We start from the raw sequence: 12,499 nt of genomic DNA on the forward strand, positions 1-12,499 counted from the left end.
CGTTGCAACTACGTTGCCGATTCCGAGGACGGCCTGGAGCGACCGGTTCCTCAGATGCCGAGATCGCGGTCGAGAAGGTCGATACGCGCACTGACCTGCCCGTAGAGCGCGGAGTCGCGGCTGAGCGTGGCCCGGTACGCCTCCCATGCGATGACGTCCGTGCGACCGTGGATGGACGAGGTCCACTGAGCCAGCAGCACCGGATCTCCGAGTCGGAGCAATGCGGCCTGCATCCGAGACCGCAGTTCCTCGCGGATCTCCTCGATTCCCGGCGCGGACGACCCGGGAAGCACCGGGCCCGAGTAGATGCGCAGAGCAGCGTCGACGTCGCCTCGATCCAGGGCTCGTCGGATATCGCCGACGTCGGAGGACAACTCGCCGACCAGCCGGTAGGGCCGCGATGCCAGGCCTGCAGTACCGAAGGCCTTGCGCAGCCTCGACATCTCGGCGCGAATGGTGACCGAGTCGAGTTCCTGCTCGTCGAGCAGCACGGCGAGGTGGTCGGAGCTCAGGCCTTCGGGATGCTCACCGAGCAGAAGCAGAATTTCGGCGTGCCGCTGCGAAAGCGGTATCCGGCCGGATCCGCGCACCACTCCCGGCCGTCCCGAACCCAGGACCTCGAGCCGGGGAGCTGTGTCGCCCAATGATTTCGGCGAGTTCATCAGATGCAGGCGCAGCTCGGATTCAGCAGCGGCGACCGTTGCGCGCACCAACGAGAGCACCTCGGGCACCGCTACCCGCGGGCCACCGGTGATATCGATGGCTCCCAGGATGTGACCACTGGTGGGGTGGTGCACCGGTGCCGCCGAGCAGCTCCACTCGTGCACCGACCGCGAGAAGTGCTCGGATGCGAAGATCTGCACGCTGTGATCGACCGCGAGCGCAGTGCCCGGGGCGTTGGTACCTTTGCTCTCCTCGCTCCAATCGACCCCCTCGGCGAAGTCCATCGCGAGTGCTCGGTCCTTGGCCGCAGAATCACCCTCGACCCACAGCAGGCGTCCCTCGGCATCGGAAATCGCAACGAGCAAACCGGTGTCGGACGCGTCCTCGACCAGAAGCTTCCGAATCACCGGACGGATGATGGCCATCGGGTGTCCGTTGCGGTAGCGCTCGAGGTCCGCACCGGTCAGCGCAGGAGTGTCGTTGCCACCGTCCGGGTCGACACCCTTGGTTCGGCTGCGCATCCACGAATCGAGAACGACCGACCGGACGGCCGACCCATGGGTGCGAACATCGTCGACGAAAGATTGATGGGCACTGGACATCTGGCGCGCGAGCACAGCGACGTCCTCGCCGGGGCGCACTGCGACCCAGGGGTTGCCACCACTGTCCGATCGGCTTGCCATTCGACGCTTCCTCCGTGACCTGTCCACATCGTTGTAACCCAGCTCACACGCAAGGATACAGCCGTGGCCGACGCGCGCGGCCGTGGCCGGTTGCGCCGACCCCGAGTGCCTACTTCTTCTTGACGGCCGTGGTGATGATGTCGTTGCTGGTGTCACCACTGGATTTGGCCCGCTTGTCTGCGCGCTTGTCCTTGAGCGATTTGCCGGATTTCTTGGTCATCGTGTTGCGGGGCGATTTGTCCGACATGGCAGTAACCCATCTATCGGGGAACCTGAACGGTCCCCAGACCACGAACGCTACGCCTACACACCCTCACCGTGGTCTGCAACAGCCACCGGTCGTTCCGCCGGCTCCTCTCCCATCAACGCAGCGGCGCGTTCGGCCAACATGATCGCCGTCGCGTGCGGGCCGCGGCTCGGCACCATCGGGAACGCCGAAGTATCGATCACGAAGACTCCATCCACACCGCGCACGCGGCAGTGATCGTCGAGCACCGACCCCGGATCCGACTCGGGTCCCATCCTGGCGCTACCGGACAGGTGCAACGACGTGCCCAGTGCCGCGAGAGGGTCGTCGACCGCAGGGACCTCGACGCACGCCATGGACGGCGATGCGATCAGATCTCGCGCCAGTGCGACGCCACCTCGCACCGCCTGCCGATCACCCTCCGATTCGAGATAGCGGTAGCGCACGTCCGGAGCCTCGAACGGATCCGTGCTGCGCAGCGCGATGCTCCCTCGTGCCGTCGAGCGCATGAGGCCGACACCGAACACGTGCGGACCTGCGGGGAGCCCGGAAATGAGTCGGTCGAATCTCCCGGTGTACGGCCTGATCTCCACGTCGCCCGCATGCAGCACCGCTTCCAGAACACGAGATGCCGTCGGGAATTCGTTCGTCGTGACGACGGGAACGGCAACCTCGGGATGGTCGCTGAAACCCTGGCCGACTCCAGGACTGTCGGCGACGACCGAAATACCCAGCGCAGCAAAGCTTTCCGACGGTCCTATGCCGGATCGAAGCAGTAGGGCAGGAGTATGCACCGCGCCGGCCGAGACGACAACGGTGTCGGACTCGACGACACTGCGTACACCGTCGGCGATGATCTCGACCCCGATCACCTTGCTTCCCTTGAACATCAACGACGCGACCGTCGTATTCCCCTGTACCCGTAGGTTCTTCCTTCCGACGACCGGCAACAGATATGCCAGAGCGGCACTTACGCGGACCCCGTCGCGGATGTTCGAGGGCACAACGCCGACTCCCCCCACGGCCGCGTCGGGAGCGTTCAGATCATCATGGAATCGAAAGCCAGCGTTCGTAGCGGCCTCTACGAATGCCGCCGTCACTGGATGTCGGTCCTGCACGTGAGTGCGCGAGACCGGCATCGGTCCGTGGGAACCGTGCCACCGACCGGTCGCCTCGACATCGAGATCGGTTTCGGAGGCGATGTAGAACGGCAACACCTGATCGAACGACCACACCGACTGCGGCCAGGCGTCGAAGTCGCCCGGCGTGGCGCGGATGAAGTAACCGCCGTTCACTGCGCCGGAGCCCCCCAGCACCCGGCCTCGCGCGATCGTCCGAGACACGTCCGACGCGAGTTCGGCCGTGTAGGTTCCCACCCATTCGCTCCCCGGGCCGATGGGAAGCGTCGACGCGTCCAGCAAAGCCGCCGGAACGTCGGCGACGCCGGAGAACGCAGGCCCGGCTTCGAGCAACAGCACCGACCGATCGGGATTCTCAATGAGCCTCGACGCGACGACGCAGCCGCAGGATCCGCCTCCCACGACGATGACGTCCGCGTGCTCGATTCCGATCACACCGTCTGCGGGGCGGGCCCGGCTCGCATCGCGTCAGCCGTCCAGGCGAGGCTTGAGCGCGTCGATGCTGCGCGCGGACAGTGCACCGCGCCACAGGCCTGCGCCATACGCGACATCATCGGCACGTTTGTAGAATGCATACCGCACAGGGTCGAGGCCGCCGAGTTCACGATGCTTGTACCAATCCGAAAACGCCTCTGCAACAGCCAATCCCAGCGCTATTCTACGAATACGACTCGACAGCAGCACGGCGAGCAGGGTGATCGGCCAATAGTGTCGACACAGGGCCGACGCCAACTGCCACAACCCCGCCACGAAACCCTCGGCAGCGAGAATGGCCGCGATCCGCGTGGGCTGATCCAGACCGACGAACATCTTGCGCAGGCGGACGATCGTGACACCGAGCGTGGCGGCGGCACCGACGAGTCCGATCCTCGTCAGACTCGCGGCGAGCAGACACGCGACCAACGTCCACGGCGACATTGCGATGGGCGGCACCATTCCCGGATGACGTGCCGACAACGGGGTGGCACCGGTCCCGTAGAACAGCTTGCGGGCGAACCACTCGACGAAGGTGACGCGATGCTCGTGCGCGACGTGAGCGACCGGTTCGTAGCGCAGTCGCCAACCCGCCTCCTGCAGCCGCCAGCACAGGTCCACGTCCTCGGCCACGTGCATCGACTCGTCGAATCCCTCGCAGTCCATCGCCACCGACCGACGAATCAGCATTGCCGCACTGGGCACGTAGGAGACCGAGCTGCCTGCGCGTACCGCTGCTTCCCTGCGACCGAGATCGAGGGACGAGCGCGCGTGTTCGTACCTGGCCAGGGCGCTGCCCTCGGGCTCCAGCGCGACGATTCGGGGTGCCACCAGCGCCACGGCCGGATCCGAGAAGTGCCCCAGCATCACCTCGAGCCATCCCTTGCGCGGCACGACGTCCGAGTCCAGGAAAGCAACGAAATCCGTTGTTGCACATCGTAATCCCGTGTTTCGCGCCGCAGCGGGTCCGCGCGAGTGCTCGTGCCGGAGCACCGTCACGCTGCCCACACTCCACGAGACCCGCGGCACTGCGACCGGAACGTCCGACCCGTCGTCGACGATGATGACGTGCAGACCGTGGAGTGCTGCGATCAAGCGCTCCAACCCGGCCTCGTTGTTCTTGAGCGGTACGACCACGGTGACGTCGCTCGGCGACGGAATCGACATCGGGCGCGGGTTCCCGACACCCGAGTCGAGCAGTTTGCGAGCGACGAGAGCGGACTGCGAGTCGGTCACTTCGATGAAACCGTCACCGATCATCGCCGCTGCCGTCGGTGCGAGCTTGAGCATGCGTGTCGGTGAACCACCGATCAGGACTCGTCCTTCGGAGAATGTGCGTACGCGTGGATCGACTCGCACCCCGAAGCCGTCAGGCAACCGACCTTCACCCATCAGGAGATCGTAAGCGGACGAGACGCCGAAGTGTCGGCCACCCGTGAAATCGGACGGAACATACCCATGCCCCGTTTTTCCGGAATCGTCGGACGGCCCCTCAGCAGGCAATCCATCGAGCTCGTTCATGTGATCACTCCGTGCTCGGAGGGACTCCATCTCTGCACAGCATCGCCGGCGCGGGTGCAGAGCTGCTCGAACATCCGACGCCCCTCCTCCGGATCGGCCCCGGTGGGATCACCGAGCACCCCGTTCGCAGTGATCGGTGCCATGCCGTCGACGCGAAGCGCAGGCAACAGATCGGCGATGTCGGCTACATTGCCCACCTCGGCCTTGCTCATGTTCACCACCTCGGGCGAAAGGTGCAGCAGCAACGACGTTTCGGTGCGCCCGGCGTGAGCATCTGCTCCCGGTATCGCGCACGGAAACCACACGACGTCGCGGCCCTCGTAGCGCAGCAGCAGTACGGCAGAGCGCACGGTGGGGCCGTTGCCTCCGTGTCCGTTGACGAACACCACTCGCTCGGCCCAGCGGCACGCGGAACGCCCGTACTCCACCAGAACCGATTCGAGAGCTGCGGCCCCGATCGACACGGTGCCGGGAAATCCCTCGTGCTCGCCACTGGCTCCGTACGCGATCGCGGGGGCCACGAGAGCATCCGCGATGGTGTGCGCCACGGCGGTTGCGATACGAGTGTCGGTATCGAGCGGGAGGTGCGGACCGTGCTGCTCGATCGAGCCGACCGGCACCACCAGGGTGCGAGACCCGTCGAGGTCCGGCCAGTACTGCGTACCGAGGGGGTCCGTGGCCATGAGTGCAGATGCTATCGGATGGAACGAGGACGTCACGCCGCCGAAACACTGCGACGATAATCTTCGATTCGTGCCACCCCGTCGCCGATCCGTATTGCTCTCGCAATTGTCGATATCGGCACCCGGCGGCCCGCAACCGACAATTCTGCAAGAGTTACGCCGAGTCATTCTTGCCGGCGATGCGCCGCCGAATACGCCGATTCCACTCAATGAAGTAGCGGAACTCTTCGGGGTGAGCAGAATTCCGGTGCGCGAATCCCTCAAGACACTCATCGGCGAGGGACTGGTCGATCATCGACCGAATCTGGGCTACACGGTTGCGCAGTTGACCGCAGCCGAACTTCGCGAAATGTACATCGTGCGAGAGGTATTGGAGACGGCTGCACTACCGTCCGCAGTCGAGCTCGCCACCGAGGCCGACCGGGCCCACATCGTCGAGATCAATTGTCAACTCGAGGCCTCGCTTGCCCAGGACGACTCGCGAGAATATCACCGCCTCTCGCGTGAGTTCCACCTGTCCCTGACCCGTCCGTCCCGCATGCATCGATTGCTGCACATGCTCGAATCCGCCTGGAACATAACCGAACCCGTGCAACCCATGGTGCATGTCGCCGGGTCGGACAGGGCGTCGCTGCACAGCGATCACGCCGAAATGCTCGCGGCATTTCTGGCCGGCGATTCCGCGGGCTTGCTGCGCGCCGCGCAGCATCACCACACGCGTCTCAATTCGGTCATTTCGACACTGTCGAACGATCACGGATTGTTCGCCGATCCGTCGTCGGAATAAAGACTGCAAAAACGACCGAAAAGATATATCGCTCTCGTCACGAGTGCGCAACACTTCGCCGCTAACTTTTCCTCATTCGCTCGTTCACCTCCTTCGTTCGTCTCATACGCCATGCCGTCAGGAGCATCGATGACAGATACAGCGCACGGTCCCGCTCAAACGGGAGATCTCGTGGAAGCCGCGGGCCACCCCGTCGGTGGTGGACTGATCAAGGACACCTATGACCCACGGCTGACCAACGAGGATCTCGCTCCGCTGAAGAAGCAGACCTGGACTTCGTACAACCTCTTCGCCTTCTGGATGTCGGACGTGCACTCGGTCGGCGGTTACGTGACGGCGGGCAGCCTGTTCGCGCTCGGGCTGGCCAGTTGGCAGGTGCTGATCGCGTTGCTCGTCGGCATCACGATCGTCTACTTCTTCTGCAATCTGGTCGCCAAGCCGAGCCAGGTGACGGGGGTTCCGTATCCGGTCATCTGTCGCAGCGTGTTCGGAGTACTCGGTGCCAACATCCCGGCGATCATCCGTGGCCTGATCGCGGTGGCCTGGTACGGCATCCAGACATTCTTGGCATCGGCTGCCCTCGACATCGTGCTGATCAAGCTGTTCCCGTCTCTGGCTCCGTACGCCGTTACCGCGGACTACGGTTTCGCCGGACTGTCGCTGCTCGGTTGGGCGAGCTTCCTGTTCCTCTGGGTCGTTCAGGCTGCGGTGTTCTGGCGCGGGATGGAGTCGATCCGCAAGTTCATCGACTTCTGCGGCCCTGCCGTCTACGTCGTCATGTTCATGCTGTGCGGCTACCTGATCTGGAAAGCCGGCTGGGGCGCAATCGATCTCACCCTCGGCGATGTCGAATACACCGGCTTCAGCGCCGTTCCCGTCATGCTGGGAGCCATTGCGCTCGTCGTCTCGTACTTCTCCGGTCCGATGCTCAACTTCGGTGACTTCTCTCGGTACGGAAAGTCCTACGCTGCCGTCAAGAAGGGCAACTTCCTCGGTCTGCCGGTCAACTTCCTGGTGTTCTCCATCCTCGTTGTCGTCACCGCCTCGCTGACTCTGCCGGTGTTCGGCGAGCTGATCACCGACCCTGTCGAGACGGTCGCCCGCATCGACAGCACCTTCGCCATCGTCCTCGGTGCCCTCACCTTCGCCATCGCGACGGTCGGCATCAACATCGTCGCCAACTTCATCGCTCCGGCTTTCGACTTCTCCAACGTCAGCCCGCAACGCATCAGCTGGCGCGCCGGTGGCATGATCGCCGCAGTCGGTTCGGTACTGATCACCCCGTGGAACCTGTACAACAATCCCGAGGTCATCCACCTGACGCTCGAGACCCTCGGTGCGTTCATCGGGCCTCTGTTCGGAATCCTGATCGCCGACTACTACCTGATCCGTAAGCAGCATGTGGCGGTCGACGAACTCTTCTCGATGTCCAAGACCGGCCTGTACTGGTACTCGAAGGGCTACAACCCGGCGGCGGTGTACGCGACCGTCGCGGGCGCAGCGGTGGCGATGTTCACCGTGCTGTTCAACGGAGCCGTCGACGGCCTGGAGATCGCCGGTATGTCCACGGCGTCGAAGTACAGCTGGTTCATCGGCTGCGGCATCGGATTCGCCACGTACTACTTCCTTGCGACGCGAACCAAGCTGGCTGTCACCAACTTCGACGTTCCAGCGAAGGCATAGGATCTCTTCCGTGCTCATCAAGGTCATCAATCCGAACACCACCAGTTCGATGACCGCAACGATCGGTGACTGTGCCCGGGCCGTGGTCGGCCCGGGCACGGTCGTCGACGCGGTCAGCCCCTCGATGGGGCCCGTTTCGATCGAAAGCCATGTCGACGAAGCCCTCAGCGTCCCAGGAATTCTCGCCGAGATCGCCAGTGGCGAGGCCGAGGGGGTCGACGGCTACGTCATCGCCTGCTTCGGCGACCCCGGCATCGACGCGGCTCGCGAACTCGCGGCCGGGCCGGTCATCGGTATCGCCGAGGCGGCCATGCACGCCGCGAGCTTCCTGGGCCGAGGATTCAGCGTCGTCACCACACTCGGGCGCACCGTCGGGCGTGCCCAGGATCTGGCCAACCACTACGGCTTCGGACGCCACTGCCTCGGCATCCACGCGTGCGACCTGCCGGTCCTCGATCTCGAGGCGGACCCCGACGCCCGCAAGATCGTCACCGAGGCGTGTCGCATCGCCGTGAAGACGGACGGTAGCGATGCCGTGGTCCTCGGATGTGCGGGGATGGCCGATCTGTGCCAACACATTTCGGCCGAGATCGGCGTACCGGTGGTCGACGGCGTCGCCGCGGGAACACTGTTCGTGCAGTCACTGATCTCGCTGGGACTGGGTACCGGAAAGAGGGGCGAATTCGCCGTTCCGCCACCCAAGCGCTACACCGGGATGCTGGAGGGTTTCAGCCGACCGATCCCTGATCCTTAGCCCTGGATCCGCGATCGATCAGGTCTCGCACAACTGCCGATACGGCACCCCGGGCAGGTAGCGGTCCCATTCGGCTTCGGTGACCACCGAGCCCCCGGATTCGCACAGGCGACTGCGGACCTCGTCCGGCTCGGTCTGCCACATGCGGAGGTCGCGGGCCGAGCCACCGCCGAAGAGCACCTGTCCGCCCGCGCCGAACACCGCGGTGTAGACACGCTGGCCGTACGCGGTGAGGGCCGCATACTCTTCGGGTGCGTAGCGGTCCCCCACGTTCCACAGCCAGAGCGTCGATCCCCCCTCACCGGCGGCCAGCCGCGTACCGGATCGATCGAACGAGAGCGACCAGATCGGACTGGACGGTCCGACGATGCGCGAGAGGTGCTGTGGGTTGTCCGGATTCTCCATGTCCCACAGTCGAATCGAGCGATCAGCACTGCCTGCGGCGAGTGTTCGCCCGTCCGGTGAGATGGCCACGGCCTGCACGTCACTTCCGAAACCGCCCAACGTGGTCCTTCGACGCGGATCGGTGGGGTCGGAGATGTCCCACAGTTCGACCACGCCACCGACACTGGCGATGACGAGTACCGAACCGTCGGGCGACAGCGCCATACCCGCGGGGTAGTTACCCGCCTCCAGGGTCGACAACGCTCGCGGGATCGTTGGGTCGGCCAGCGACCACAACGACACGTCGTTCGAGTTCTGGCCGGAGACGACCAGAAGCGATCCCGTTCCGTCGAAGACCAGCCCCGCAGTCAAGCTGGTCGTTGCCTCCCGAATGCCACCGAGGGCGACCGGATCGGTGAGATCGGTTGTGTCCCAGAGCTGAAATCCACCGGTGGTGGTACCCACAGCAGCACGGGTGCCGTCGGCGGTCAGTGCTACCGCCCCCGTCTGCTGGGCACCGTCGCCGATCACCAACGGTGCCGACGCCACCGGATGCTCCACATCCGTGATTTCCCAGACGATCGTGGCCGGGGCTCGGCTGCCGGCACCGACGAGCATCCGGGTGTCCGACGCACCGATGGGGTTCTGATAGATCGTGTCGCCGGCATCGACCAGGGCCGGTCCGGGAAGTGGCCAGATCCGCGTGATGCCATCGCCACTGGCCGTCACGATCGACGAGCGATCCGGTGAGAACGCGAGCGAAGTGACCTCGATGGGGCCGGGCAGTGTCCGCTGCAGCGTTCCCGAGTCGGCGTCCCACACCTTCGTGGTGTTGTCCGAACTCGCCGCAGCGATCAACACCCCGTCCCCGCTGAACGCGACGTCGTTGACGTAACTGGTGAATCCCGTCAACGCCGGTAGTGCAGTCAGCCGACCGCCGTCGACCGCCCAGCGTAGAACCTCGCGACCGGTGGTACCCGCGATCAACGTGGTGCCGTCGGGAGAGAATGCCAGCTGTAGCGCGGTGTAGGTCGATCCGTCCGAGGGGACGTCGATCAGCGGAACGACAGGGGCTGCTGGAGACGCGGTCAGTCGGGTCGCGTCCCACAGCCGCATCGCGCGCCCCGGACCGGCCGTCACCAGGTATCGACTGTCGGGACTGAATTCCGTCGCTGTCGGCGAACCAGGTTGAGAGACTTCACCTATCGTGCGCGGCGCGGTGGGATCTGCAACGTCGAGGAGAGGCAGTGTGTCATCTTGGGTTCCGACGAGGAGCAGCCGGCCGTCGGGAGAGTACGACAGGCTACTGACGCCAGTTGCGTCGATGCGCGACAACAACATCGGTGCCGACGGGTTCGCCACATCCCACAGCTCGACGCCGTACGATCCTCCCACAGCGAGCACGCTCCCCTGCGGATCGAAAATCAACACCCGGGCGTCACGCAAGACAATTTCACCGAGCTTCGCGTGCCCCTCTGCGAGCGACCACATCCGCACGTGTCCGTCGGAACCGGCTGTCGCCACGATGTTTCCGCGCGGGTCGACCGCGGTCACCGCCCCGCCCTCCACTCCGAGCAGCCGCACAGGAGTATGGATCGCGGACGAGTCGAGCAGTGACGATCGTGCCTCCGTCGTGCGGTCCACCTCGTACGACGCCAACGCGAAATATGCCGCCAGCCCGGGATCTCGAGTCCTCAATTGCTCTGCGACACCGGCGATCTGACGTGAGACAGCCTCTGCCTCCGCGCGCTCGGCCTCGACCCGTCGGTTGTTCGCGTCCGACCGAGCAACGAACGCGGTCACTGCCAGTGTCACAGCCAGTACGGTCAGAAGCGCGAGTGCAGTGACGAGCGTTTCGAGGGTGCGTCGCCGACGTCGGTCGCTTCGGTTCTGTTGCTCGATTCGGTTCGCACTCGCATCGAGGTACCGCCTCTCCACCGAGTTGAGATCTCGCCGACGTACCGGACCGAGGGATTCCTGCACCAGCGCCAACCTCGATTCCGGCAGCAACGAACCGTCGTCGCGATCGTTGTTCTCCCACAGTTCTGCGGCCTGGGTGAGTCGACGGTGGTCGACGAGCCACTGACGATCGTCGTCGAGCCACTCGCGCAGCCGCTGCCACGCCGTCAGCAACGCCTCGTGGGTGATCTGGACGGTCTCTTCTCCGACGGTCAGCAGTCTGCGTGCGGCAAACCGTTCGACGACGATGTCGACGTCGGTGACCGCGACCTCGTTCTCGTCTCCGTTGAACAGCTTCACGCGATCGACGCGGCGACGAGTGACGACCTCGTCGTCGAGATTGACCAACCGCATGAAGATGCGTCGTGTCTCGCGCTGCTGTTCGGCGGTCAAAGCCGAGAACACTTCCTCGGCGCTCTGCCCCACGGCACCGCCGATCCCGCCGGTTGCGAGGTAGTCCGAAACAGTCAACGTTCTGCCGCTCGACACCTGCCACGTGGTGAGCAGGGCATGGGACAGCAGCGGCAGGGCACCGGAGTCGTGGGCGAACTGCGATCCGCGTGGACCCAATTCGCCGACCAAGACCTGCACGAGGGCGGCCTCGACGGAGACACCCGCCTTCGCGGCAGGCGACAGGATGACCTCCCGCAGTTGTGACTCGGTGAGACGCCCGACAACCACCGGGTTGTCGGACAGGCCGGCGAGCAGCGCGTCCTCGGACACGGCGTTCTGGTAGAAATCCGCCCGCAGTCCGACCACGAGAACCGACCCGGCGCTCGGCAACGCCGCTGCCGCACGCAGAAAGTTCTCGCGCTCGAGCGGTGTCGCCAGTGTCCACAACTCCTCGGCCTGATCGAGGACGAGAACCGATCCCGGCGCAAAGGATTCGGCTCGTTCGGGGAAGGCACGAATATCGCCGACGCCGGAATGGACTTCCGAACCGGGGAATCTCGATGCCAGCCCGGCACGCAGGAGCGAGGTCTTGCCGGAGCCCGAAGCACCGACGACGAAGACGATGCCTCCACCGGAGCCGAGGGCTTCCCGGACGCGCGTGCTCAGACGCTCGATCACGTCGTCACGTCCGAAGAACCACTCTGCATCGGCCGGCTCGAACGCCTCGAGACCCTTGTACGGAGGGTCGCCCTTCACCGGATCGACGGTCCGCCTGCCCGGGATCGACCGCACCCTCGACACCGCGTCCCACCACAGAGCGCGCTCGTCCTCGTCGGCTACGCCGCATGCGATCAGTACGGCAGCGAACATTTCGGCGCTGGCTTTGGTCGGGACGTGATGTCCGGAGAACCAGCCACTGATGGTGCCGTGCAAGCCACCGGAACGCTCTACGATCTCCCGGACCGTGGCACCCGCCTCGGTCCTGATCGCACGCAATGCTGCCGCGAATTCCGTGCGGTCCGTGATCGACGAAGGATCCGGACGGTCGATGGTCATGAGCGAGAACTATAGAACCGGGAAAACCTCGATAGAGGCACTCAAGCATCGCGCTGAGCTGCACGAACAGCAA

The 12,499-nt window shown here is 64.8% G+C and carries 9 protein-coding genes; 3 read left to right on the forward strand and 6 right to left on the reverse strand.

What is annotated here, in order from left to right; genetic code table 11:
• Positions 1 to 50: 50 nt before the first annotated feature.
• From QM615_RS05330 to mftE, 5 genes are all read right to left on the reverse strand, one after another.
• Positions 51 to 1,346 (reverse strand): sigma-54-dependent transcriptional regulator family protein, encoded by a 1,296-nt coding sequence (locus QM615_RS05330; protein ID WP_068051494.1) that lies wholly within the window; start codon positions 1,344 to 1,346, stop codon positions 51 to 53.
• Between the two features lie 109 nt (positions 1,347 to 1,455).
• Positions 1,456 to 1,593, reverse strand: coding sequence for a hypothetical protein (locus QM615_RS05335; protein WP_176460347.1), 138 nt, complete (start codon positions 1,591 to 1,593; stop codon positions 1,456 to 1,458).
• Positions 1,594 to 1,649: 56 nt separating this feature from the next.
• On the reverse strand, positions 1,650 to 3,167 hold the full coding sequence (gene mftG / locus QM615_RS05340) for a mycofactocin dehydrogenase MftG (protein WP_262498280.1): 1,518 nt from the start codon (positions 3,165 to 3,167) through the stop codon (positions 1,650 to 1,652).
• Positions 3,168 to 3,200: 33 nt separating this feature from the next.
• Positions 3,201 to 4,598, reverse strand: coding sequence for a mycofactocin biosynthesis glycosyltransferase MftF (gene mftF / locus QM615_RS05345; RefSeq protein WP_094639178.1), 1,398 nt, complete (start codon positions 4,596 to 4,598; stop codon positions 3,201 to 3,203).
• 125 nt (positions 4,599 to 4,723) lie between these two features.
• Positions 4,724 to 5,410, reverse strand: coding sequence for a mycofactocin biosynthesis peptidyl-dipeptidase MftE (gene mftE, locus QM615_RS05350; protein ID WP_149405319.1), 687 nt, complete (start codon positions 5,408 to 5,410; stop codon positions 4,724 to 4,726).
• 70 nt (positions 5,411 to 5,480) lie between these two features.
• Here mftE and QM615_RS05355 point away from each other — a divergent pair, with 70 nt between their 5' ends.
• The 3 genes from QM615_RS05355 to QM615_RS05365 all read left to right on the forward strand — a co-directional run bounded on the left by QM615_RS05355 (position 5,481) and on the right by QM615_RS05365 (position 8,634).
• A complete protein-coding gene (locus QM615_RS05355; protein ID WP_149405618.1) occupies positions 5,481 to 6,197 on the forward strand; it encodes a GntR family transcriptional regulator in 717 nt (238 codons plus the stop codon).
• A 129-nt stretch (positions 6,198 to 6,326) separates the two neighbouring features.
• A complete protein-coding gene (locus QM615_RS05360; protein WP_149405318.1) occupies positions 6,327 to 7,880 on the forward strand; it encodes an NCS1 family nucleobase:cation symporter-1 in 1,554 nt (517 codons plus the stop codon).
• A gap of 10 nt (positions 7,881 to 7,890) precedes the next feature.
• Positions 7,891 to 8,634, forward strand: a complete 744-nt coding sequence (locus QM615_RS05365) for an aspartate/glutamate racemase family protein (protein WP_149405317.1) — start codon at positions 7,891 to 7,893, stop codon at positions 8,632 to 8,634.
• Between the two features lie 18 nt (positions 8,635 to 8,652).
• On the opposite strand, the gene QM615_RS05370 is transcribed toward QM615_RS05365, so the two are convergent.
• Positions 8,653 to 12,426, reverse strand: a complete 3,774-nt coding sequence (locus QM615_RS05370; protein ID WP_149405316.1) for a WD40 repeat domain-containing protein — start codon at positions 12,424 to 12,426, stop codon at positions 8,653 to 8,655.
• Positions 12,427 to 12,499: the final 73 nt, after the last annotated feature.

The organism is Rhodococcus sp. IEGM 1341 (genome assembly GCF_030056895.1).
In the GTDB taxonomy this organism is placed as follows: domain Bacteria; phylum Actinomycetota; class Actinomycetes; order Mycobacteriales; family Mycobacteriaceae; genus Rhodococcoides.

Excerpts from the sequence above, each read along its gene's own strand:
- QM615_RS05330 (WP_068051494.1), bottom strand. The coding sequence starts at position 1,346 with ATGGCAAGCCGATCGGACAGTGGTGGCAACCCCTGGGTCGCAGTGCGC.
- mftF (WP_094639178.1), bottom strand. The coding sequence starts at position 4,598 with ATGGGTGAAGGTCGGTTGCCTGACGGCTTCGGGGTGCGAGTCGATCCA.
- QM615_RS05360 (WP_149405318.1), top strand. The coding sequence starts at position 6,327 with ATGACAGATACAGCGCACGGTCCCGCTCAAACGGGAGATCTCGTGGAA.
- mftE (WP_149405319.1), bottom strand. The coding sequence starts at position 5,410 with ATGGCCACGGACCCCCTCGGTACGCAGTACTGGCCGGACCTCGACGGG.
- QM615_RS05370 (WP_149405316.1), bottom strand. The coding sequence starts at position 12,426 with ATGACCATCGACCGTCCGGATCCTTCGTCGATCACGGACCGCACGGAA.
- QM615_RS05335 (WP_176460347.1), bottom strand. The coding sequence starts at position 1,593 with ATGTCGGACAAATCGCCCCGCAACACGATGACCAAGAAATCCGGCAAA.